A 26,830-nucleotide genomic window follows, 5' to 3' on the forward strand; every position below is an offset into this window, starting at 1 on the left:
TCATTCCGCCTCGATCACTCGCACTTCGCCGTCGGCGGCGTCGGTCGCCACACCCGGCACGGTGAACCAGTGGCTGACCTCCCCCTCGGCCAGGTCACCCGCGATGTCACCGGTGGGCAGAACCGAGAGTGCGCCCGCGGTCGCGGAGGTCAGGAATTCCGCGAGCGCTGCCGGGCCCGCCGTCGCCGTGGTGTACGTGGTCGACTCGTAGTCGATCTCGTGTTCGGCGCGCAGGGTGCCGGCGTGCTCGAGGGCCTGCTCCTGGGTCAGGGTGCGCAGGATGCCGTCGGCCGCCCGCACCACGAAGGCCGGATGGTCGTCCTGCAGTGGCCGGACGCGGTCGGCGTAGGACACCGGATGCGCCTGTGCCGCATCGATTTCCGCGCGCACCTTCGGATCGGTCGGGACCAGCCAGCGCACCGACTTGGCCGCCGGCTCCAGGGCGATACCCCAGCCGGCGCCCGCGGCGACGATCTCCCCGAAGGACAGGCCGTCGGCGAACAGCGCCGCCGCGCCGGCCTTCTGGATCGCCCACAGCGCCACCACGGCATCCACCGAACGCGGCAGTGCGACCGCGACGATGTCACCCGGGCCGACACCGCGTCCGATCAGCACCCGGGCCAGCTTCGACGACCGCGAATCCACCTCGTGATAGGCGATTTCGGCGTCACCGGACAGCAGCGCCGGAGCCTGCGGATCTTCCTCGACCACATCACCGAGCGCCTTGGCGACCGTGCGGCTGCCGACCCGGCCGGGTTCGGCGACCGGTTCGGCGGTCACCGCCGCGCCGGCCAGGATCCGGGCCCGCTCGTCGGCGTCGAGGATGTCGATATCGCCTACCGCGGCCGCCGGATCGCCGGTCAGCGCGTCCAGCACGCGGTCCAGCCGCTCGGCCAGCGTGTGCACCTCCTCGGCGGTGAAGCGACTGGTCAGGTACTTCCAGGTCACCTCGATCGTCGATTCGGCGGTCACCAGCAGGGTCAGCGGGTAGTGGGTCGCGTCGTTGGTGCCGACACCGGTCACCGACATGCCGTCGATCGAACTCGCCGCGGCGATCGCGTCGGTATCCATGGGATACGACTCGAACACCAGCAGGGTGTCGAATTGTGCTCCGGCACCGGCGATCCGCTGGATATCGGTGAGGCCCACGTAGTGATGGTCGAGCAGATCGGCCTGATCGCGCTGCAGGCGCTGCAGCAGCTCCCCGACCGACGAGCGGTCGTCCACGCCGACCCGCACGGACAGCGTGTTGATGAACAGGCCGACCATGGATTCGACCCCGGTCAGCTCCGGCGGGCGGCCGGAGACCGTCGCACCGAACACCACGTCGTCGCGGCCGGTGAGCCGGCCGAGCAGAATGCCCCACGCGGCCTGCACCAGCGTATTCACCGTGACCCCGACCTCGGCGGCGTACTTGGTGATCCGGCGCGTGCGGGCCTCGTCGACCTCGGCGACGAATTTCTCGATCTCGTAGTGCTCGGGTCCGCGCGCCGCGGGCGCGAGCTGGGTCGGCTCGTCCGCACCGGCCAGTGCCCGTGCCCAGGTGCGCAGCGATTCCTCGCGGTCGCGCCCGGCCAGCCAGCTCAGGAAGTTCCGGTACGACGACACCCGCGGCAGCGCGGCGGTATCACCGCGCACCGCGTAGAGCACCAGCAGATCGCGCATCAGCAGCGGCATCGACCAGCCGTCCACCAGGATGTGGTGGGTCGTGATCGCCAGATGGAACGTCTGGGAATCGGTCCGGTAGAGCGTGAACCGCAGCAGCGGCGCCCGCGACATGTCGAAGTGCGTGGCCCGATCCTGTTCGAGCAGGCGCTTCAACTCCGGAAGCCGCTGCTGCTGCGGCAGATCCGTCAGATCGACGGTATGCCACGGCACCTCGACCCGATCCGAGATCAGCTGGACCGCCCGGCCGCCGGCATCGGTGACGAAGGCGGCGCGCAGGTTCGGGTAGCGGTCCAGGATGCCCTGGCCGGCCGCGCGCAGCCGGTCCTCGTCGACCGCGCCGCCGAGATCCACCACGGCCTGCATGGTGTAGACGTCCACGGTCTGCTGGGTCATCATCGCGTGGAACAGCAGACCCGACTGCAGCGGCGAGAGCGGCCAGACGTCCGAGAGCCCCGGATACTGCCGTTCCCACTCGTCGATCTCGGACTGCGCGACGTCGACCAGCGGTAGATCGGACGGCGTCAGGCCGCCCGCCTCCGGCTGCCGGACATGGTCGGCGAGCGCGGTCAGCGCAGCCACCCACAGATCCGCGAACTCCTGCACGCGCTGCTTGCCGAACAGCCCGGCCGGGAAGGCGAAGGACGCGGACAGCTGCGCACCCTCGGGCCCGTCGGTGACGATCGCGTTGATGTCGATCGCGGCGTTGGCGGGCATATCCGGATCCATGTCGGCATCCAGCTGCCCCAGGTCCGCCACCGGCGCCCAGTCGAAACCGACCGGCCCCGAGGAGGTTTCGCTCGTCTCGGCGCCCGCACCGGTATCCGCGCGTCCCAGGTAGTTGAAGCTGATCTGCGGCGCGGTACCGGCCGCCAGCTCCGCCCCGGTCTCCGGATTCAGGTAACGCAGCAGGCCGTATCCGATGCCCTTGTCCGGCACCGCGAGCAGCTGCTCCTTCACCGATTTCACGATGTCGCCCAGCGCTTTTCCGCCACGCAGGGCCGCCGCCACATCGGCGTGGCCCAGATCCAGCCGCACCGGATAGGCATTGGTGAACCAGCCCACCGTCCGCGACAGATCGGCGCCCGCGACGACACTCTCCTCGCGGCCGTGGCCCTCGAGCTTCACCAGCGCGGCGCCGCCCGCGGCCGCACCGCGCCACATGTTCACCGCCAGCGCGAGCGCCGACAGCAGGCCGTCGTCGACACCGGCCCGGTACTTGTCCGGCACACCGGTCAGCACCGCATCGGTCACCTCGGCCGGCAGCAGCACCTCGACCCGATCGACGGTGTCGAAGGTGTCGACCGCCGGGTCGAACGCCCGCTCGCCCAGCACCGGATCCTCGGCCGTCGCGACCTGCCGCCAGAACGGTAGTTCCGCGGCTCGCGCGCCCGCGGCGTCGACGAGGGCGTGGGCCCAGCGGCGCATGGAGGTGCCGTTCGCCGGCAGCGCCACGGCCTGATCGGCCTTCAGCTGCGACCAGGCCACCGCGAGGTCCGGGATGAGGATGCGCCACGACACACCGTCGACCACGAAGTGGTGGGCGACGATCACGAGCACATCGCGACGCCGCGGCGCGGAGTCGTCCTCGGCGCCGGTGAAGGCGAACCACAGGAACTGCGTCATCACGGCATTCGCCGGATCGAGGCGGCCCAGTGCGGCGTCGTATTCGGCGCTCGCCCGGCGCGACAGTTCCGCATCCGAGATGTCGCCGGGCAACTCGACCCGATGCACCAGGGCATCGACATCGATCGCGCCCTGCTCCAGCGCCTCGAACGTCCACCCGTCCGGGCTGTCCACGGCAGCGGATTCGTTGCGCCGCAATCGGGTTCGCAGCACATCGTGGTGATCGACGACCGCGGCGACGGTCGCGACCAGCATCTCCCGGTCGGTGTCGTGGGGCAGTCGCAGCGCCATGGCCTGCGAGAACCGCTGATACGACGAACCGGTGCCGAGGATCGAGGCCATGATCGGCGTCAGCGGGATCTCGCCGACACCGCCACCGGGCAGTTCGGCGAGCACCTGCTGCTCGGACTCACCCGCACGGGTGGCGATCTCCGCCAGCGCGGCGACGCTGCGCCGCTCGAAGACCTGGCGCGGCGTGAACAGCACACCGCGCGCCTTGGCCCGCGAGACCAGCTGGATCGACAGGATCGAGTCACCGCCGAGCGCGAAGAACGAATCGTCGAGTCCGACCTGATCGACGCCCAGCACCTCGGCGAACACCTCGGCGATGGTCGCCTCGAGCGCACTGGTCGGCGCCCGGAATTCGCGCGGCGCGAGCTGAGGTTCCGGCAGCGCCTTGCGGTCGAGTTTGCCGACCGGGGTCAGCGGGATCTCGTCGAGGACCACGATCGCCGAGGGCACCATATGCGGCGGAAGCACCGCGGCCACATGGTCGGTGACCGCCGCGGGGTCGACCGCTCGTCCCGGAACACCCAGCACGTAGGACACCAGAATCGTTGCACCGGCAGCGGTTTCGCGGCCGATGGTGATCGCGAATTCGACATCCGGGTGCCGGCCGAGCACCGCGTCGATCTCACCGAGTTCGATGCGGAAACCGCGGATCTTCACCTGGAAGTCGGTGCGACCGACGTAATCGAGCTCCCACGGCACCTCCGGGCGGGCGATATTGCCACCGCGCACATCCGGTTCGGCATACCACCGCACCACGTCACCGGTGCGGTACATCCGGGTTCCGGGCGCACCCCACGGGTTGGCGACGAACCGCTCCGCGGTCAGCCCCGGACGATGCTGGTAGCCGCGGGCCACCGCGCCACCGGAGAGGAACAGCTCACCGGCCACACCCGGCGGCACCGGGTTCATCCGGGCGTCGAGGACCAGCGCCGACATACCGTGCACCGGGGTGCCGATGGTGATGTGGTTACCCGGGAACAACCGCGCGTACGAGGAGATGATCGTCGTCTCGGTCGGACCGTAGGCGTTGAAGTACTTGCGCCCCGGCTGCCACTTCGCCAGCAGTTCCGGCGTGGTCACATCGCCACCGACCGAGGTCACCAGCAACTGCTCCTGGCCGGCCGGATCCATCGTGCCCAGCACCGCGGGCGTGATGATGGTGTGGGTGACCTGCTCGGTGCGCAGCAGTTCCGCCAGCTCCGGGCCGCCGATGATCTGCGGCGGCGTGATCACCAGCGTGGCGCCGATGTAGAACGCGCACACCCACTCCAGCACCGACGGGTCGAAGCTGGGCGAGCAGATGTGCAGGAACCGGTGCTGCGGCTCCAGGCCGTACAGGCTCGTTGCCACATCCGCCAGGCCGCCGAGACCGGCATGGGTCACGGTCACGCCCTTGGGCTTACCGGTCGAGCCCGAGGTGTAGATGACGTACGCGGGGTGCGCCATCTGCAGCGGGGCACGCCGGTCGGCATCGGTCACCGGCGCCGCCGACTGCGCGGCGCACAGCTCGTCGGTCGCGGGATCGTCGAGGACCAGCCATTCCACGTCGCCGGGCAGGTCGCCGACATACGCCGAACCGGTGATACCCAGCAGCGCGCCGGAATCGGTGAGCATATGCCGCACTCGATCCTCGGGGTAGTTCGGATCCACCGGCACGTGCGCGCCACCGGCCTTGGTGACGGCCAGCACGGCCAGCACCATCTCGTAGGACCGCGGGAAGGAGACCGCGACCAGCTGCTCGGGTCCGACACCGCGTTCGATCAGCACCCGCGCCAAGCGCGAGGACCGGTCGTCGAGTTCGCCGTAGGTGATCGATTCACCGTTGTAGCGCACCGCGATTCGATCGCGGCCGAGCCGGACGCCGTGGGTCATCAGATCCGGCAGCAGTCCGGTCGCCATCACCTCGTCGCCGTGGACGTGGGTGAGCAGCTCGTATTCCTCGGCGGCCAGCAGCGGCAGATCACCGACCGGGGTCTGCGGCTGCGCGACGATCGCCTCGAGCAGACGGGTGAACCGCTGCGCGAACACCTCCACCGTGGCCTCGTCGAAAAGGTCACGCGCATAGGAGAATTCGGCGTACATGCCGTTGCGGCCGTCGTCGGATTCGCGAACCGTCAGCGACAGGTCGAATTTCGCGGTGTCGACGTCGAAATCGAGTGCCGAGACGTGCAATCCGGGCAGTTCGAACGTGCTCTCGGGCAGGTTCTCGAACGACAGCGCCACCTGGAACAACGGATGCCGCGCGGTGGAGCGCTCCGGATTGAGCAGTTCCACCAGCCGCTCGAACGGGATGTCCGCGTGGGCGAAGGCCTGCAGGTCCGCGTCCTTGGCGTGGCTCAGCAGCTCACCGAAGGTCAGCTCGCCCCGCACGTGGGTGCGCAGCACCAGCGTGTTGACGAACATGCCGATCAGATCGTCGAGTTCGGCCTCGCCGCGGCCCGCGATCGGGGTGCCGATCGCGATGTCGTCGGTACCCGACATCCGCGCCAGGAACAGCGCGAGTGCGGTGTGCACGACCATGAACAGCGTCGCGTTCTGCTCGCGCGCGGTGCGCTGCAGGCTGTCGTACAGCTCGGTGCCGATCGGGAACAGCACCCGGCCGCCCTGGAACGACTGCACGGTCGGGCGCGGCCGGTCCGCGGGCAGGTTGAGCTCGTCCGGAATGCCGGCCAGCGCCTGCCGCCAGTAGTCGGCCTGGGCGCTGAGCAGGCTCTCCGGATCGTCCTCGGAGCCGAGCAGGTTGCGCTGCCAGATGCTGAAGTCGGCGTACTGCACCGGCATCGGCGCCCACGCCGGTGCCGCACCCTCGGCGCGCGAGGCATAGGCCACCATCAGATCCCGGGTCAGCGGGCCCATCGACCAGCCGTCGGCCGCGATGTGGTGCGCGACGAAGACCAGCACGAAGTCGGTGTCGGTGACCTGGAACAGACGGATGTGGAACGGAATCTGGGCGGTCACGTCGAAGCCGGTCGTCACCGCGGCGGTGACGGCCTCGACCACACCGGACTCCTCGATCCGCACCGGCTCGAGATCGATCGCGACCTCCGCCGGCGAGAGCACTCGCTGCACCGGACCGGTATCGGTCTCGGGGTAGACGGTGCGCAGGATCTCGTGGCGTGCGATCAGGTCGGCGACCGCCTCGCGCAGCGCGGACACGTCCAGCGCGCCGGAGAGCCGGATCGCCACCGGGATGTTGTCCACCGACGAGGTGGTGTCGAACTGGTTGAGGAACCACATGCGGTTCTGCGCCAGCGACAGCGGAATGTGCTCGGGGCGCGGTCCGGCCGTCAGCGGCGGGCGACCGCCGGCACCGGCCTGCTGTTCGACCTTGGCGGCCAGCCCGGCCACCGTCGAGGCTTCGAACAGTGCTCGCACCGGCACCCGGGTGTCGAGCAGCGCACCGAGGCGCGCGGCGACCTGAGTGGCCAGCAGCGAGTTACCGCCGAGGGCGAAGAAGTCGTCGTCGGCGCCGACCCGCTCGGCCGAGAGCACATCGGCGTACACCGAGGCGACCGCCTCTTCGATCGGTGTCGAGGGCGCCCGGAAGGCGGTGGTCTCGAATTCCGGCTCGGGCAGCGCGCGCCGGTCGAGTTTGCCGTTGATGTTCAGCGGCAACGCGTCCAGTTCGACGAACGCCGAGGGCACCATGTACGACGGCAGCGCCGCGTTCAGCGCCGACTTCACCGCGTCGATGTCGAGGCTCTCGCCGGCCGGGACCAGATAGGCGACCAGCCGGTCGCCGATGCGCGTGTCCGACTTCGCGAGCACGGCGACCTGCGCGACCTCGTCCAGGCCGAGCAATGCCGACTCGATCTCGCCGAGTTCGATGCGGAAGCCGCGGATCTTGACCTGGAAGTCGGTACGGCCCTGGTATTCCAGCTCGCCCCGGGCGTTCCAGCTCACCAGGTCACCGGTGCGGTACATCCGGGCACCCGGCTGGAAGGGGTTGGCCACGAACCGGTCCGCGGTCAGATCCGGCCGCGCGAAGTAGCCGCGGGCCAGCTGCGCACCGGCCAGATACAGCTCACCGGCGACGCCGTCGGGAACCGGGTGCAGGCGCGAATCCAGCACGTAGACCCGGCTGTTCCACTCCGGCGCACCGATCGACACCGACTGCTGTTCGTCCCCGGTGACGCGGTGGCTGGTGATCGAGACCGCGGCCTCGGTCGGGCCGTACAGATTGAACAGCTCGGCGGCGTTGTCGCGGCGGAACCGCTGCGCGGTCGCACCCGGCAGCGCCTCACCGATCGCCAGCACGCGACGCAGCGAATTCGGCAGCGTCCCATCGGATTCGGTGAGCAGCGCGTCCAGCATCGAGGGCACCACATGCAACGTGGTGACCGCTTCGCGGGCCATCAGCTCGTTGAGGTAGGCCGGATCGCGGTGGCCGTCCGGCGCCGCGATCACCAGGCGTCCGCCGGAGACGGCCGCGGACCAGAACTCCCAGACCGACAGGTCGAAGGTGGCCGCGGTCTTCAGCAGCACCGAATCCTCGGCGCCGATGCCGAATTCGGCGATCTTCCACAGCAACTGGTTGACCACCGCGGCGTGCGGGACCGCCACGCCCTTCGGCCGTCCGGTGGAACCGGAGGTGAAGATGACGTAGGCGGTGTGCTGCGGCAGCAGCGGCGCGACCCGCTCGGCATCCTCGATCGGCGAATCGTCACCGGCGGTGTCGAGGTCGTCGACGCGGACCACCGGTGCGACATCGGTCTCGAATCCGGCGTCGGCATCGGTGAGCACGCACACCACATCGGCGGTGTCGAGGATGTAGCCGGTGCGTTCGGCCGGCTGATCCGGATCCACCGGCACATAGGCGCCACCGGCGACGGTGACCGCGTACATCGCGAGCACCAGGTCGACCGAGCGGCGCATCGCCAGCGCGACCCGCGACTCCGGTCCGACACCGAGCGAAATCAGATGGCGTGCCAGCAGATTCACCCGGCGGTCGAGTTCGGCGTAGGTCACCCGGGTGCCGTCGGCGCCGACCAGCGCGTCGCGCTCGGCGTAGCTGTCGACCGTCGCGTCCAGCAGCGAGGCCAGCGTCGCCGAGCGGTCCACCGGGTGATCGGTGGCATTGCGGGTGGAGACCAGCGCACCGCGTTCGGCGGCGTCGAGCAGATCGATATCGCCGACCGCGGTATGCGGTGCGGCCACGATCGCGCCCAGCATTCGCACGAAACGATCCACGAAGCCCGCCACCGTGCCGTGGTCGAACAGGTCGGTCGCGTAGGTGAAGAATCCGGTGATGCCCTCGGGCGCACCGGTGTCGCTGTAGCGGTCGGTGGCGATCAGGTGCAGGTCGAACTGCGAGAGCTGGGTGTCGAAGTCCATCCCGCTGACCCGCAGGCCCGGCAGCTCCAGCGTGGCCTGGGCCAGGTTCTGGAACGACAGGCCCACCTGGAACAGCGGATGACGCGCGGTGGAGCGCACCGGGTTCAGCACCTCGACCAGCCGCTCGAACGGCACGTCCGCGTTGGCGAACGCCTGGATGTCGATATCGCGCTGCCGGCCCAGCAGTTCGGTGAAGCCGGCACCGGCGTCGACCTGGGTCCGGAACACCAGCGTGTTGACGAACATGCCGATCAGGTCGTCGAGCACGGCCTCACCGCGACCGGCCATCGGGGTGCCGATGGCGATGTCGTCGGAACCCGACAGCCGCGACAGCAGAACCGCCAGCGCGGTGTGCACGACCATGAACAGCGTCGCGCCCTCGGTGCGGGCCAGGTCGATCAGTGCCCGATGCAGGTCGGCATCGATGCGCATCTCGACCTTGCCGCCGGCGAAGCTCTGCACCGCCGGACGCGGGCGGTCCGACGGCAGATCGAGCTGATCGGGCAGCTCGGCCAGCGCCTGCTTCCAGTACGCGACCTGCTTGGAGGCCAACGAATCCGGATCGTCCTCACTGCCCAGCAGTTCGCGCTGCCAGATGCTGTAGTCGGCGTACTGGACCGCCAGCGGAGCCCAGTTCGGCGCCAGCCCGGCCGCGCGGGCGGCGTACGCGGTCATCAGATCGCGGGTCAGCGGGCCGACCGACGAACCGTCACCGGAGATGTGGTGCACGACCATCGCCAGTACGTATTCGCCCGTGCCGCTCGCGGTTTCGCCCTCGGGGCGAACCTCGAACAGCGCGACCCGCACCGGCACCTCGGTGGTGACGTCGAAGCTGGTGTTGATCAGCCCGACCACCTCGGACTCCACCGCGGCGGCGTCGACCACGCGCAGTTCGAGCTCCGGAATCGCCTGGGCCGCAGGCAGAATCACCTGCACCGGGCCCTGGTCGGTCTGCGGGTACACGGTCCGCAGAATCTCGTGACGCGCCACCAGATCCGCCATCGCGGCACGCAGTGCCGAGACGTCCAGCGCACCGCTGAGCCGCACCGCGATCGGCACGTTGTAGGCGGCCGAGGCGGTGTCGAAACGGTTGAGGAACCACATCCGCTGCTGCGCCAGCGACAGCGGGATCCGCGGCGGACGCGGTGCCGCGGTCAGCGCGCGGCGACCACCGGCGTCGGCGTGGTGCTCCACTCGGGTGGCGAGTGCGGCGACCGTGGAGGCCTCGAACAGCAGGCGCACCGGCACCCGGGTGTTCAGCGCCTCGCCCAGGCGCGCGGCAACCTGCGTGGCGAGCAGCGAGTTGCCGCCCCACGCGAAGAAGTCGTCGTCGCGGCCCATCGTGCCGGATTCCTTGCGCAGCACATCGGCGAAGGTGCTGGCCACGATCTGCTCGATCGGGGTCACCGGCGCGCGGAAGACGGCCTTCTCGAAGACCGGTTCGGGCAGTGCGGCGCGATCCAGTTTGCCGTTGGCGTTCAGCGGCAGCGCGTCCAGCTGCATGAACACCGACGGCACCATGTAGGACGGCAGCTGTTCGGCCAGCGCGGCCTGCAGCGCCTGCTTGTCCAGTTCGGCGGTGCCGACCACGTAGGCGACCAGGCGATCGCCCAGATTCGGATCCGCGTGGGCGACAACGGCGGTCGCGGTGACGACGGGCTGGCGCAGCAGCACCGCCTCGATCTCGCCGAGTTCGATGCGGAAACCGCGAATCTTCACCTGGAAGTCGGTACGGCCCCGGTAGTCCAGTTCACCCCGGTCGGTCCAGGCCACCAGGTCACCGGTGCGGTACATCCGCGTGCCCGGCGCTCCGAACGGATCGGCGACGAACCGGTCCGCGGTCAGATCCGCGCGGCCGAAGTAGCCGCGCGCGAGCTGCGCGCCGGCCAGGTACAGCTCACCCGGCACACCCACCGGAACCGGCCGCAGCCGCGAATCCAGCACGTACACCCGGTTGTTCCACTCCGGCGCGCCGATCGACACCGACTGGCGGTCGGCGGCGGTGACGCGATGGCTGGTGATCGAGACCGCGGCCTCGGTCGGGCCGTACAGGTTGAACAGCTCGGCCTCGGCGGTCTCCAGGAAACGCTGCGCGGTCGCGGCCGGCAGCGCCTCACCGATGGCGAGCACCCGCTTCAGCGACGAGCTGAGCATGCCTTCGCTCTCGGTGAGCAGGGCATCGAGCATCGACGGCACCACATGCAGCGTGGTGACGGCGGTGCCGAGCATCAGCTCGTTCAGGTAGGCCGGATCGCGATGCCCCTCGGGCGCGGCCACCACCAGGCGGCCACCGCAGGCGGCGGCGGTCCAGAACTCCCACACCGACAGGTCGAAGGTCGCCGCCGTCTTCAGCAGCACCGAATCCCCGGACCCGAGGCCGAATTCGGCGATCTCCCAGCGCAACTGGTTGACGATCGCGCCGTGCGAGACCACCACGCCCTTGGGGCGGCCGGTCGAGCCGGAGGTGAAGATCACGTACGCGGCGTTGGCCGCGGTGAGCTCACGCAGCCGCTCCCCCGCCGTGATCGGCGCCGCCGAATAGCCGGTCAGCTCGAGTCCGTCGAGTTCGATCACCGGACGCTGGGGGGTCCATCGCAGCGCGCTCTCCCCGTCCGGGTCGGCGGTGGCCGCGACGGTGGCCGAGGTGGTCAGCACACAGGCGGGGGCCGCCGTCTCCAGGATGTAGTCGATGCGCTCGGCGGGCTGGCCCGGGTCGATCGGCACGTAGGCGGCACCGGTCTTGGCCACCGCGTACATCGCGACGATCAGCTCCACCGAGCGGCCCAGTGCCAGCGCCACCCGGTCCTCGGTGCCGATTCCGCATTCGACGAGGTAGCGCGCCAGGCGGTTCACCCGGGCGTCGAGGTCGCCGTAGGTGAGCACCTGCTGCGCCGTTCCGGTGGCCTCGGTGTCGACCACCAGCGCGACCGCGGTCGGGTCGGCGGCGACCGTCGCATCGAGCAGCGACACCAGCGTCGCCTCGGTGTCGATCGGGTGGGCGGTCTCGTTCCACTGCCGCAGGATTCGATCGTTCTCGGCCGGATCCAGCAGGTCGATATCACCGACCGGGCCGGACGCGTCCGCGATCACCGCGTCGAGGACCCGGACGAACCGGTCCGCGAAGCCCTGCACCGTCGACTCGTCGAAAAGGTCGATGGCGTAACCGAATTCGGTGACGATCTCGGCCGGCGAACCGTCCTCGGCGTAGCGGTCGTAGAGCGTGACGTGCAGATCGGTCTTGGCCAGCTGGGAATCGAAATTCACCGCGCTCACCGAGAGACCGGGCAACTCCAGGGCGGTCTCGGCCAGGTTCTGGAACGACAGGCCCACCTGGAACAGCGGGTTGCGCGCCGTGGACCGCACCGGGTTGAGCACCTCGACCAGCCGCTCGAACGGCACGTCGGCGTTGGTGAACGCCTCGAGGTCGCGTTCGCGCACATCGGCGAGCAGTTCGGCGAAGCTCGCATTGCCGTCGATCCGGGTGCGGAACACCAGCGTGTTGACGAACATGCCGATCAGATCGTCGAGTTCGCGCTCACCACGCCCGGCGATCGGGGTGCCGACGGCGATGTCGTCGGTGCCCGAGAGCCGCGAGAGCAGGACGGCCAGCGCCGCGTGCACGACCATGAACAGCGAGGCGTTGTTCGCGCGCGCCAGCTCGTGCAGGCGGGCGTGGCGCTGCGGGTCGATCTCGAAGCGAATCGCCTTGCCCTGGAACGACTGAGCCGGCGGACGCGGACGGTCGGTCGGCAGCTCCAGCTGATCCGGCAGCCCGCCGAGAGCGGCGGTCCAGTAGGCGACCTGCTGGGCGGCCAGCGACTCCGGATCCTCCTCGGAGCCGAGCACCTCGCGCTGCCACAGCGCGTAATCGGCGTACTGCACCGGCAGCGGCGTCCACTGCGGCGCCTCACCCTGGACGCGTGCGGCGTAGGCCGCCATCAGATCCCGGGCCAGCGGTCCCATCGAGGAGCCGTCGGCCGCGACGTGATGGACGGTGAACGCGAGGACGTGCTCCTCGGCCGATTCGTCCCCACCGGTGATCCGGAACAGCGCGACCTTCAGCGGCACCTCGGCGGTGACGTCGAAGGTGGTCATCGCGAATTCGATGATGCGGTCCAGCAGTTCGTCCTCGGCCACCGCCACCGGCTCCAGCGCGGGCGCGGTATCGGTCGCGGGCAGGATCACCTGGTGCGGGCCGTCCGCCGAACGCGGGTAGGTGGTGCGCAGCACCTCGTGCCGGGCCAGGACGTCACCGAGCGCGCGTTCCATGGCCGCGACGTCGAGCGCGCCCGACAGCCGCACCGCGAGCGGAATGTTGTCCACCGCGGAGGTGGTGGTGTCGAACTGGTTCAGGAACCAGTAACGCTGCTGCGCCGGTGAGAGCGGAATCCGTTGCGGCCGTTGCCCGGCCACCAACTTCGGCCGCGTCCGGCCGGATCCGGCGCCCTGCTCCAGGCGCGCGGCCAGGGCGGCGACGGTCGACGCCTCGAACAGGTCGCGCACCGCCAACTGCGTGTCGAGCGCGGCGCCCAGGCGCGCGGTCACCTGGGTGGCGATCAGCGAGTTGCCGCCCAGCTCGAAGAAGTCGTCGTCGAGACCGACCCGGGGCACACCCAGCACATCGCTGAACGTGCCGGCCACGATCTCCTCGATCGGGGTGGCCGGGGCGCGGAACTGCCGGGCCTCGAACACCGGCGCCGGCAGCGCCTTGCGATCCAGCTTGCCGGAGGCGTTGAGCGGGAAGGCGTCCAGCACCACGAATGCCGAGGGCACCATGTAGCCGGGCAGCGCCTCGCCGAGTTCGGTACGCACGGCGTCGGGGTCGACGGTGGCACCGGTCGCGGGCACGACATAGGCGACCAGCTGATCGCCGAGGCGGTCGTCGGAGCGCACGACCACCACGGCCTGCGCGACGGCGTCGACCGCCACCAGTGCCGATTCGATCTCGCCGAGTTCGATGCGCAGACCGCGCAACTTCACCTGGAAGTCGGTGCGGCCCAGGTATTCCAGTTCACCGGCGGAGTTCCAGCGCACCAGGTCACCGGTGCGGTACATCCGCTCGCCAGCGCCGAAGGGGTTGGCCACGAACCGATCCGACGTCAGATCGGCGCGCGCGACATAGCCGCGGGCCAGCTGGTCACCGGCCAGGTACAGCTCACCCGCGACGCCGGTGGCGACCGGGTGCAACCGCGAATCCAGCACGTAGACACGGGTGTTCCACACCGGGCGGCCGATCGGCACCGCGACCGTGTCGTCCTCGGTCACCTCGTGATAGGTGACGTCGACCGCGGCCTCGGTCGGGCCGTAGAGGTTGTGCAGCCGGGCGCCGGTCAGCTCGATCAGGCGCTGGGCGGTGACCGCCGGCAGCGCCTCACCGGAGGCGAACACCCGGCGCAGCGTGGTGCAGTCGGCGCCGGAGGCGTCCAGCGCGGCGACGAAGACCGACAGCATCGACGGCACGAAGTGCACGGTGGTGATGCGCTCGGCGTCGATCAGTTCCGCAAGGTAGGCCGGATCGCGGTGGCCGTCGGGCTTGGCGACGACCAGGCGCGCGCCGACCTGCAGCGGCCAGAAGAACTCCCACACCGAGACGTCGAAGGTGGCGGGCGTCTTCTGCAGCACGACATCGTCGAGATAGAGGTCGTACTCGTCCTGCATCCAGGCCAGGCGGTTCACGATCGCGGCGTGGCTGACGGCCACACCCTTCGGCCGTCCGGTGGAACCGGAGGTGAAGATCACGTAAGCGGTGTGCGCGGGGCGCAGCGCGGCGATGCGGTCGGCGTCGGCCACCGGATCGTCGGCGTACTCCGACAACTCCAGGCCGTCGATCGCCACGACCGGTACATCCGGCCGCGCCGCGAGCGGGCTGTCCGCAGTGGTCAGCACGCAGACCGGATTCGCGGTCGCCAGCACGTATTCGGTGCGCTCGGCCGGGTGGTCGGGGTCCAGCGGAACGTAGCCACCACCGGCGACCGTCACCGCGTACATGCCGATGACCAGTTCCAGCGAACGCCGCATATGCAGCGCCACCAGCGAATCCGGGCCCACGCCCTGGTCGATCAGGTAGCGGGCGAGCCGGTTCACCCGGGCTGCCAGCTCTCCGTAGGACAGAGTTGTCCCCTCGAACGTCAGCGCCGGTTCGCCGGGATCGCGTTCGACCTGCCTGTCGAACATCGAGGCCAGTGTCAGCGCGACGGTACCGGCAGCCCGGCCGAGGACGACGCGGTCGACGTCGTAGGCGGTGGCGTTCCAGTTGTCGACGATGGTGCGGCGTTCGACGGTGTCGAGCAGGTCGATATCGCCGATCGCGGCGGCGGGATCCGCCGTCACCGCGTCCAGCATCCGGACCAGGCGATCGCCGAAGGCCGCGACGGTCCGAGCATCGAACATGTCGGTGGCGTAAGCCAATTCGGCCGACATGCCCTCGGCGGAACCGTCGGCGGCGAAGCGCTCGGTGAGGTTCAGGTGCAGATCGAATTTCGCGGTCAGCACATCCAGCGGCAGGCCGCCGACCTCGAGATCCGGCAGCGTGAACGAGGCCTCGCCGGTGTTCTGGAACGACAGCATCACCTGGAACAGCGGATGCCGCGCCTGCGAACGCGCCGGATTCAGAATCTCCACCAGCCGCTCGAACGGCAGATCCGCGTGCCCGAATGCCGCGAGGTCGGATTCCTTGGTGCGCGCGAGCAATTCGGTGAACGACATGGCCGGATCGACACTGCTGCGCAGCACCAGCGTGTTGACGAACATGCCGATCGCGTCGTCCAGCGCGGCCTCACCGCGGCCCGCGACCGCGGTGCCGATGGCCAGATCGTCACTGCCGGACAGCCGCGCCAGCAGCGCCGCGAAGGCGGCGTGCGTGACCATGAACAGGCTGGCGCCTTGGGCGCGGGCCAGCGCGTTGAGCCGGCGCACCAGCTCGGCGTCGAGCGAGAACTCGTGCACGCCACCGCGATACGAGGCGACCGCGGGCCGCGGACGGTCCGCGGGCAGATCCAGCTGCTCGGGCAGTCCGACCAGATGCTGCGACCAGTACGACACCTGCTGGGCGATCAGCGATTCCGGATTGTCCTCGGACCCCAGCGTTTCCCGTTGCCACAGGGCGTAATCGGCGTACTGCACCGGCAGCGGCGCCCACCCCGGCGCGGCGCCCTGCGAACGCGCCGCGTAGGCGAGCATCACATCGCGGGCCAGCGGCCGCACCGACCAGCCGTCCCCGGAGATGTGGTGGACGACGAAGACCAGCACGTAGTCCGGCGCCGATTCACCCGCGCCGTTGCCGCTCGCATGCTCGACGCGGAACAGCTTGGCGCGCACCGGAACAGCGGCGGTGACGTCGAAGCCGGTGAGGACCACTTCGCGGACCCGCTCCGGCAGTTGCGCCTCGGCCACCGGTTCGGCGTCGAGTTCCACCGCGTCGCGGTCGGCGGGCAGGATCACCTGCACGCCCTGGCCGTCGGAGGTTTCCGGGTAGACCGTGCGCAGCACCTCGTGGCGTTCGATCACATCCGCGACCGCCTCACGCAGTGCGTCGACGTCGAGCGCTCCGGTGAGCCGGACCGCCATCGGGATGTTGTTGACCGCGCTGGCGGTGTCGAAGCGGTTGAGGAACCACATTCGCTGCTGTGCCAGCGAGAGCGGGATCTCCTCCGGTCGCGGCCCCGCCACGAGGGCGCGGCGGCCACCGGAACCGGCGTGGGTCTCCAGCCGGGCGGCCAGCGCCGCCACGGTCGGCGCCTCGAACAGGGTCCGCACCGGGATGCGGGTGTTCAGCGCCTGGCCCAGGCGGGCGACCACCTGGGTGGCGATCAGCGAGTTGCCGCCCAGTTCGAAGAAGTCGTCGTCGAGACCGACCGGCCGTGCCTCGGTGTCGATGCCCAGCACCTCGGCGACGGTGGCGGCGACGATCTCCTCGACCGGTGTGGCCGGGGCGCGGAACTCGCGCGCCTCGAATTCCGGTGCGGGCAGCGCGCGCCGGTCCAGCTTGCCGTTCGCGCTCAGCGGCAGGGCGTCGAGCACGACGATCGCCGCCGGGACCATATAGGAGGGCAGCCGCGCCGCCAGGTGCGCGCGGACCGCGTCGAGATCGATCTCTCCGGCGCCGGCGGCGGGCACGACGTAGCCGACCAGCTGTTCACCGATCCGCTCGTCGGAGCGCACCACGGCCACCGCCTGGGCGACCGAATCCTGTGCGGTGAGGGCCCCTTCGATCTCGCCGAGCTCGATACGCAGACCGCGCAGCTTCACCTGGAAGTCGGTGCGGCCCAGGTATTCGATGGCCCCGTCGGCGCCGCGGCGCACCAGGTCACCCGTGCGGTACATGCGGGAACCGCTGCCGCCGAAGGGATTCGCGACGAAGCGGTCCGCGGTCAGGTCGGTGCGGCCGAAGTAGCCGCGTGCCAGCTGAGCGCCGGCCAGATACAGCTCACCCGCGACACCGGCCGGAACCGGATGCAGCCGCGCGTCCAGGATGTAGGCCTGCGCGTTCCACACCGGCAGGCCGATCGGCACCGCTCCGGCGATATCCGCGGCGACCGGCATGGCGGTGGCGTGCACGGTGAATTCGGTGGGGCCGTACAGGTTGTGCAGTTCGGCGGTGCCGATGCGGCGGTAGGCCTGCGCGGCGTCGGCGGTGAACGCCTCACCCGCGATGAGCAGGGTGCGCAGCGAGGACACCTCGGCGGCCGTCCCCGCGTACACGCTGTCGGAGAACACCGACAGCATCGACGGCACGAACGAGGTCATCGTGACCTGCTGGGCCGCGATCACCTCGGCGAGGTAGCCGGGATCGCGATGGCCGTCCGGCGCGGCGATCACCAGGCGCGCGCCGGTGGCGGTCGCGCCGAACAGCTCCCACACCGACACGTCGAAGGTCGGCGGCGTCTTGAACAGCACCACCTCACCCGCGCCGATGCCGTATTCGGCGGTGATCCAGCGGATCTGGTTCACCACCGCGGCCTGCGAGACCGCCACACCCTTCGGCCGTCCGGTGGAACCGGAGGTGAAGATCACGTAGGCGAGGTGTTCCGGCCGCAGCGGGGCACGCCGTTCGGTGTCGTCCAGTTCGCCGTCCGCGTAGCCGGACAGGTCCAGCTCGTCGATGCGCACGGCGGTCGCCGCGCCCTCGAGCGCGCGATCGATGTCGGCGCCGTCACGTGCGGTGGTGAGCACGGCGATCGGTGCGGCGGTGTCGACCACGTAGCGAATGCGCTCACCCGGCTGCTCCAGATCCAGCGGCACGTACGCGCCACCGGCCTCCAGCACCGCGTAGGCGGCCACCACGAGGTCGAGCGAACGCCGCATGCCCAGTGCCACCCGCGCATCCGGGCCCACGCCCGCCTCGACCAGATACCGCGCGAGTCGCTGGGCCCGCGCCGCGAATTCGGCGTAGGTCAGCGTGACGCCGGCCTCCGGGTCGATGACGGCGACCGCGTCCGGGATCTGTTCGACCTGGGCGTGGAAGTCGGCCAGCAGGGTGTTCGCGCCTTCGCGGCGCACCGGCAGATGGCGTGCCGTGTTGTTCCAGCCGCGCAGTTCGCGCGCCGCCTCGGCGGGGGCGAGCAGATCGATGTCGCCCACCCGGGCCGCCGGTTCGGCGACCACGGCGGTCAGCACCCGCACCAGGCGATCGGCGAAACCGGCGATCGTCTCGCCGTCGAAAAGATCGGTGGCGTAGACGAATTCGGCGGTGATACCGCCGGCCGCGGTGGCACCGTCGGCCGCCTCGGCGGTCTCCTCGGTGAGCACCAGCTGCAGATCGAACTTCGCGGTATCGATCGGCAGTTCCACACCGCTGACCGTCAGCCCCGGCAGTTCCAGGGCGTTCTGGCCGGTGTTCTGGAACGACAGCATCACCTGGAACAGCGGATGCCGCGCCTGCGAACGCGCCGGATTCAGAATCTCCACCAGCCGCTCGAACGGCAGATCCGCGTGCCCGAAGGCGGCGATGTCGGTACTGCGCACCGACTGCAGCAGATCGGTGAAGCTCGCACCGCCGTCGATCTCGGTCCGCAGCACCAGCGTGTTGACGAACATGCCGATCAGATCGTCGAGCGCGCGCTCACCACGGCCGGCCACCGGGGTGCCGATGGCGATATCGGCCTCCCCGCTCAGCCGCGACAGCACCAGCGCCAGCGCCGCGTGGGTGACCATGAACATGGTCGCGCCGCGGGTGCGAGCCAGTTCCGCCAGCCGGGCGTGCACGTCGGCGTCGATGTGGAAGGTGTGCGTCGCACCGCGGCCGGAGGCGACCGCCGGACGCGGCCGGTCGGCGGGCAGATCCAGCTGTTCGGGCACCCCGCGCAGCGCGTCGCGCCAGTAGTCGATCTGGTCGGCGATCACCGATTCCGGATCGTCCTCGCGGCCGAGCACCTCGCGCTGCCAGAGCGCGAAGTCGGCGTACTGCACCGGCAGCGGCGCCCAGGCCGGTTCGCCGCCCTCGACGCGCGCCCCGTAGGCGGTCATCACGTCGCGGGTCAGCGGGCCCATCGAGAAGCCGTCGGCGGAGATGTGGTGCACCACCAGGGCCAGCACATGTTCCGTCGGGCTCACCTCGAACAGCCGGGCCCGGAACGGCACCTCGACGGTGACATCGAAGCCGGTACCGACCAGCTCCGAAATCCGCTGCGGCAGTTCGGCTTCGGTGACGTCGATCGGCGTGAGATCGGGGATGACCTTCGAGGTCGGCACGATCTCCTGGTACGCGGTCCCGTCCACCTCGGGGTAGCGGGTGCGCAGCGATTCGTGGCGCGCCAGCACATCGGCGACCGCGATCTGCAGCGCCTGCCGGTCCAGCAGACCCGACAGCCGCACCGCGGCCGGGATGTTGTCCACCGCGGATTCGGGATCGAAGCGGTTGAGGAACCACATCCGCTGCTGCGCCAGCGACAGCGGCACCAGCTCGGGCCGATGCTGCGGCACCAGCGCCGCGCGGCCGCCCGCACCGGAGCGGGTTTCGGCCCGCGCCGCCAGCCCGGCGACGGTGGAAGCCTCGAAGATCTCGCGCACACCCAGCTGGGTGTCCAGGGCCGACGACAAGCGTGCGGCGACCTGGGTGGCGATCAGCGAGTTGCCGCCGAGGGCGAAGAAGTCGTCGTCCAGACCGACCCGATCCACGCCGAGGACCTCGGCGAAGGTGCCCGCGACGATCTGCTCCACCGGGGTGACCGGCGCGCGGAACACCGCCGCCTCGAACACCGGGGCGGGCAGCGCCTTGCGGTCCAGCTTGCCGGAGGCGTTGAGCGGGAATTCGTCGAGCACCATCACCAGCGCGGGCACCATGTAGCCGGGCAGCTGCCGGCCCAGTTCCTCGCGCACCGCTTCGGCGTCGACCGGAAGTCCCGGCGTGGCAACGACATACGCCACGAGCTGATCGCCGGTGTGCTGGTCGCCGCGGACCACCACGACCGCCCGGTCGATCTCGTCGAGCGCGGTCAGCGCCGTCTCGATCTCGCCGAGTTCGATACGCAGACCGCGCAACTTCACCTGGAAGTCCGTGCGGCCCAGGTAATCCAGTTCGCCCTGTTCGTTCCAGGCCACCAGGTCACCGGTGCGGTACATCCGCTCGCCCACCGAGAAGGGGTTGGCCACGAACCGGTCCGAACTCAGATCCGGACGGGTCACATAACCGTGCGCGAGCTGGGCGCCCGCCAGATACAGCTCACCCGCGACCCCCACCGGAACCGGTCGCAGGCGCGAATCCAGCACGTAGACACGGGTGTTGAAGACGGGGCGGCCGATCGGCACGGAATCGACATCGGCATCGGTCACCTCGTGATAGGTGACGTCGACCGCGGCCTCGGTCGGGCCGTACAGGTTGTGCAGCGCGGCGCCGGTGAGCTCACGCAGGCGCTGCGCCGACTTCGGGGCCAGCGCCTCACCGGAGGCGAACACCAGGCGCAGCGTGGTGCACTGCGCGGCCGCGGCCTCGGCGACGAAGACCGCCAGCATCGACGGCACGAAGTGCGTGACGGTGACGCCTTCGCCGACGATCACCTCGGCCAGATACGCCGGATCGCGGTGGCCGTCGGGCCGCGCCACCACCAGCCGCGCGCCGATCTGCAAGGGCCAGAAGAACTCCCACACCGACACGTCGAAGGTCGCGGGCGTCTTCTGCAGCACCACATCGGCGGGTGTGAGACCGTATTCGGCCTGCATCCACACCAGCCGGTTGACGATCGCCGCGTGCGGCACCGCGACGCCCTTGGGGCGGCCGGTGGAACCGGAGGTGAAGATCACGTACGCGGTGTTGGCCGGGCGCAGCGGGCTGCGGCGCTCCGCGTCGGCGATCGGCTCGATCGAGTAGCCGGAAAGGTCCAGCAGGTCGATGCGCACCTGCGCGGTGTCGATCTCGAGATCGTCACCGGAGGTCAGCACGCAGATCGGATCCGCGGTGGCGAGGATGTATTCGGTGCGCTCGGCCGGATGATCCGGATCCAGCGGCACATAGGCGCCACCGGCGGCGGCCACCGCGTACATGCCGACCACCAGATCGATCGACCGCCGCATACCGAGTGCCACGAAGGTGTCCGGCCCGACACCGCGCTCGATCAGCCAGCGGGCCAGCCCGTGCACCCGGGCCGCGAAGTCGGCATAGGACAGACCTGTCCCCTCGAAGCTCACCGCGGTGGCGTCGGGGGTGCGCTCCACCTGCTCCTCGAACAGCGAGACCAGGGTGGCGGTGCCGTCGACCTCGTGGTCGGTCGCATTCCATTGCGACACCACGAGTTCGCGTTCGGCGGGCTCGAGCAGTTCGATATCGCCGGCGCCGATCGCGGGCTCGCCCACGATGGTGGTGAGCACCCGCACCAGCCGGTCGGCGATGCGGCGCACCGCGTTCTCGTCGAACAGATCGCGCAGATACCCGGCCCGGATCCGCAGGGTGGAACCCAGCGAGGCGATCAGGCTCAGCGGATAGTGGGTGGCGTCGGTGGCCTCGAGTCCGGCCACCGCCATACCGTCGATATCGGCCGCCTGGCGCTGAATGCCCTCGGCATCCACCGGATAGGACTCGAACACCACCAGGGTGTCGAACAGTCCGCCGATGCCGATCGCGTCCTGGATATCGGCCAGGCCGAGGTAGTGGTGGTCGAGCAGATCCGCCTGCTCGCCCTGCACCCGGGTGAGCAGCTGCTCGGCGGATTCGGCGGCATCCAGGCGCACCCGCACCGGCACGGTGTTGATGAAGAGGCCGACCATGGATTCGACCCCGGCCAGCTCCGGCGGACGGCCGGAGACGGTGGTGCCGAACACCACGTCGTCGCGGCCGGTCATGCGGCCCAGCACGATCCCCCAGGCCGTCTGCAGCACCGTGTTGGCGGTGACGCCGACGCGCGCGGCGAATTCGGTCAGCCGGGCGGTCTGCGCGGTGTCGAGTTCGAAGACGTACTCGTCCGACAGCGCGGTGATCTCGCGACCGGCGTCGGGACGCGCCAGCAGGGTCGGCTCGGAGATTCCGGCCAGGGCATCGGTCCACGCCGCCAGCGAGGCCGAATGATCCTGCTGGGCAATCCATTCCAGGAAGTGCCGGTAGGAGCGCACCGCGGGCAGCGCGCCGGAGTCGGCGTGCGTGGCGTAGAGCACCAGCAGATCCCGCATGAGCAGCGGCATCGACCAGCCGTCGAGCAGGATGTGGTGGTTCGAGACGACCAGCGACCAGCGCTGCTCGGCCACCCGGATCAGGGTGAACCGGATCAGCGGCGGCGCGGCCAGGTCGAAGCGGCGGACCCGGTCGGCCTCGATCAGATCCGCGGCCTCGCCGGTGTCGCGGCGGTCGTGTTCGGCCCAGGTCGCCCGCACGCCGTCCAGCACGACCTGCACCGGATGGCCCTGCGCGTCGGTGACGAAGGCGGTGCGCAGCGTCTCGTACCGATCGATCAGAGCCTGTGCGGCGCTGCGCAACCGGGCCGGATCGACGCGGCCGGTGAGGTCGAGGACGGCCTGACCGGTGTAGACGTCGACCGAGGCGGCGGCCAGTTCGGCGTGGAACAGCAGACCGGCCTGCAGCGAGGACAGCGGCCACACCTGCGAGATCTCGCCGAAGCGCCGTTCCCAGCCGTCGATATCGCTCTGGCCGACGCGCACCAGCGGGAAGTCCGACGGGGTGTGCCCACCCGCACCGGCCGATTCCGCATGCCGCGCAACCGCTTCCAGCGCCCGCGTCCACAGCTCGCCGAATTCGCGCACGGCGTCGGCGTCGAGGAGCGTGGTCGGATAGCCGATCCGCGCGGTGAGCCGGTCGCCGACCACGATGGCGTTGATGTCCAGCGGCGCCATCGCCGGCATATCGGCGTCGTAGTCGCCGGCCAGCTCGCCGAGTTCCGGTGCCGGAATCCAGCCGAAACCGCGCAGCGCCTCGGGCACCGCGTTGTCGGAGACGCGGCCCAGGTAGTTGAAGCTGACCTGGCCCGGCATCTGTTCCGGCAGCCGGTCGGCCGTGCGCGGGTTCAGGTAGCGCAGCATGCCGTAGCCCAGGCCCTTGTCGGGCACGGCGAGCAGCTGCTCCTTGACCGCCTTGACGACCCGGCCCATCGCCGGGCCTCCGGTCAGCGCCGCGTCGATGTCGAGACCCGACAGGTCGAAGCGGACCGGGAAGATCGCGGTGAACCAGCCGACCGTGCGCGACAGATCCGCGCCCGGCACGACATCCTCTTCGCGGCCGTGGCCCTCGAGTCGCACGAGCGCACTGTCGGCCCGGTCGTCCGAACCGGCGCGCGCGGCCCGCCATTTCGCCACGGCGAGCACCAGCGCGGCCAGCAGGCCGTCGTTGATTCCACCGTGGTAGAGCGCCGGCACCGCGGTCAGCAGTGCCTTGGTCACTTCGGGCGAGACCTCGACCTCGACCTTGCCGGCGACCCCGGCCACGTCGACGGTGGGATCGAACGGCCGCTCGGTGAGCAGCGGATCCGGACCGTCGACGACCGCATGCCACCAGTCGAGTTCGTCGTCGCGCTCGGCGGCGGCACGCTCGAGCGCATGCGACCAGGTGCGCATGCTGGTCGGTGGCGCGGCCAGCTCCGGCGTCTGCCCGGCCGAGAGCTGGCCCCAGGCGGTGACGAAGTCGGGCACCAGGATGCGCCAGGACACACCGTCGATGACGAGGTGGTGGGCGACCACGATCAGGCGTCCGGTGCGGTCGGCGGCCGAAGGCTCCAGCCAGGCGAAGCGCACGACCACCCCGGCCTCCGGATCGAGCCGGTCCAGGCTCGCGTCCAGGGCCGCGGTCGCGATCTCGAACAGTTCCGAATCGGTTGCGGCGGCGTCGAATTCGGTGTGATCGAGCAGCGACTCGATATCGACGGTGCCCGGCGCGGCGGTCTCCACGATCCACTCCGCACCCGCGTGCCGGCGCAGCCGCGCGCGCAGCATGTCGTGGCGATCCACGACCGCGGCGACGGTGGCGAGCAATCCGGCCCGGTCGATGCCGATCGGCAGTTCCAGGGCCAGCGCCTGATGGAACCGGCCGAACGAACCCGACCGCTCCACCATGAACCGGGCCACCGGCGTCAGCGGCATGGTGCCGACGCCACCGCCCGGCAGCTCGGCCAGCACCGGCACCGAATCACTCTGTCCCGCAGCGGATTCGGCGACCGCGGCCAGACCGGACACGGTGCGCTGTTCGAAGACGTCGCGCGGGCTGAACACCACGCCGCGCGCCTTGGCGCGCGACACCAGCTGGATGGAGACGATCGAGTCACCGCCCAGCGCGAAGAACGAGTCGTCGATACCGACGCGCTCGATGCCCAGCACCTCGGCGAACACCTCGGCGATGGCCTGCTCCACCGGCGTGCGCGGTGCGCGGAAGGCGGTGTCGGTGGCGAACTCCGGCTCCGGCAACGCCCGGCGATCGAGCTTGCCGGCCGGGGTCAGCGGCACCCGGTCGATGACCATGATCGAGGACGGCACCATGTAGCCGGGCAGGCGCTGCTCCAGATGCGCCGTCACGTCCGCGACGTCGATCGACGCACCCGGGACCGCGACGACATACGACACCAGCGAGGTGGCGCCCGCGCCGCGGGTGTGGCCCACGGTCACCGCGAAATCGACGGCATCGTGCGCGGTGAGCGCGGCGTCGATCTCGCCCAGTTCGATGCGGAATCCGCGCACCTTGACCTGGAAGTCGGAGCGGCCGACGTATTCGACCTCACCGGTGTGGTTCCACCGCACCACGTCACCGGTGCGGTACATCCGCTGTCCGGGCTCGTAGGGGTTGGCCACGAAGCGTTCGGCGGTCAGGCTCGCCCGCGCGTGATAACCGCGGGCCAGCTGCACACCGGACAGATACAGCTCACCCGCGACACCCACCGGAACCGGCCGCAACCGGGCGTCCAGGACGAGCGACTGCATACCGCGGATCGGACCGCCGATGGTGACCGGATCGCCCGCGGCCAGCGGATCGCTGATGTTGGTGGCGATCGTCGCCTCGGTCGGGCCGTAGGCGTTGTGGAACCGGCGCGGCGACCCGTCCGGGGTCACCGACCACTTGGCGACCTGTTCCGCGGTGACGGCCTCACCACCGGCGATGACGACCCGCATCCCGGCCAGATCGGCGGGATCGAGGGTGGCCAGCACCGACGGGGTGATGAGGGCGTGGGTGACGCCCTCGCGGGCGATCAGCTCACCGAGTTCACTGCCGCCGTAGGTGCCCGGCGGCACCACGACCAGCGCACCGCTCGCACCGACGGCGAGCAGGAACTCCAGAATCGAGGCGTCGAAGCTGGGCGAGGCGAAATGCAGTGCGCGCGAATCGGAGTCGAGCCGGTAGCGCTCGTTCTGTTCGGCGCGGAAGTTCGCCAGACCGGCGTGGGTGACCACCACGCCCTTGGGCACACCGGTGGAACCGGAGGTGTAGATGACATACGCCGGATGTTCGACGCGCAGCGGGCGCACCCGGTCGGCGTCGGTGATCGCGGCGGCGTCGTAGCCGTCGAGTTCGATGTCGTCGAGAACCAGCCAGTCCACCGACTCCGGCAGATCGTCGCGCACCGAGGCCACGGTCAGGCCGATGGGTGAACCCGAATCGGTGACCATGTGATCGATGCGGTCGGCCGGGTACGCGGGGTCGATCGGCACGAACGCCGCACCCGACTTGGTCACCGCCCATTCGGCCAGGTAGCTCTCGGCCGAGCGCGGCACGGCCACCGCGACCAGGTCTTCGGTGCCGATACCGCGTTCGATCAGCAAGCGCGCCAAGCGGTTCGACCGCTCGTCGAGTTCGCGATAGGTGAGGGTGCGCCCGTCGGCGATCACCGCGGGAGCCTGCGGGTCGCGGGTCGCGGCCTCGGCCAGCAGCTGCGGCAGGGTCGACGCCGCGACCGCCGGGCCGCCGGTGCGCGCGAGCAGGTCCGCACGCTCGGACGCCTCGAGGATGTCGACCGCGCCGACCGCGATGCCCGGATCGGCGGCGACCGCGCGGAGCACCCGGATCCAGCGATCGGCGATTTCGGAGGCGGTCTGCTCGTCGAACAGATCGGTGGCGTAGACCAGGTTCAGCGCCATGCCGTTGGCGGCCGCACCGTCGGCGTCGCCGACCCGTTCCGACAGCGTGAACTGCAGGTCGAAGCGGGCGATGTTCTCCTCCCGCTCGACCGTGGAGACGGTCAGGCCCGGCAGCTCGAGGCTCGCGCGGTCGAGGTTCTGGAAGGCCAGCATCACCTGGAACAGCGGGTTGCGGGCCTGCGAGCGCTCCGGCGCCAGCAGTTCCACCAGCCGCTCGAACGGCACGTCGGCGTTGCCGAAGGCCTCGAGGTCGGTGTGGCGGACCCGCTCGAGCAGCCCGGTGAACGACTCGTCGGGGTCGATGCCGGTCCGCAGCACCAGGGTGTTGACGAACATGCCGACCAGATCGTCGAGCGCCGCCTCACCGCGACCGGCGATCGGGGTGCCGACGGCGATGTCGTCGGTGCCCGACAGGTGG

At 70.2% G+C, this 26,830-nt stretch carries 1 protein-coding gene (only partly in view); it reads right to left on the reverse strand.

Annotated features, from left to right (window positions below; genetic code table 11):
• On the reverse strand, nt 1-26,830 hold the 3' portion of the coding sequence (locus tag NA3_RS18655) for a non-ribosomal peptide synthetase (protein WP_062964994.1). It continues 17,039 nt past the right edge of the window; 26,830 of the gene's 43,869 nt are visible here — the last part of the coding sequence; the start codon falls outside the window, past its right edge; it ends in the stop codon at nt 1-3.

It is taken from the genome of Nocardia africana NBRC 100379, from assembly GCF_001612635.1.
Classification (GTDB): domain Bacteria; phylum Actinomycetota; class Actinomycetes; order Mycobacteriales; family Mycobacteriaceae; genus Nocardia; species Nocardia africana.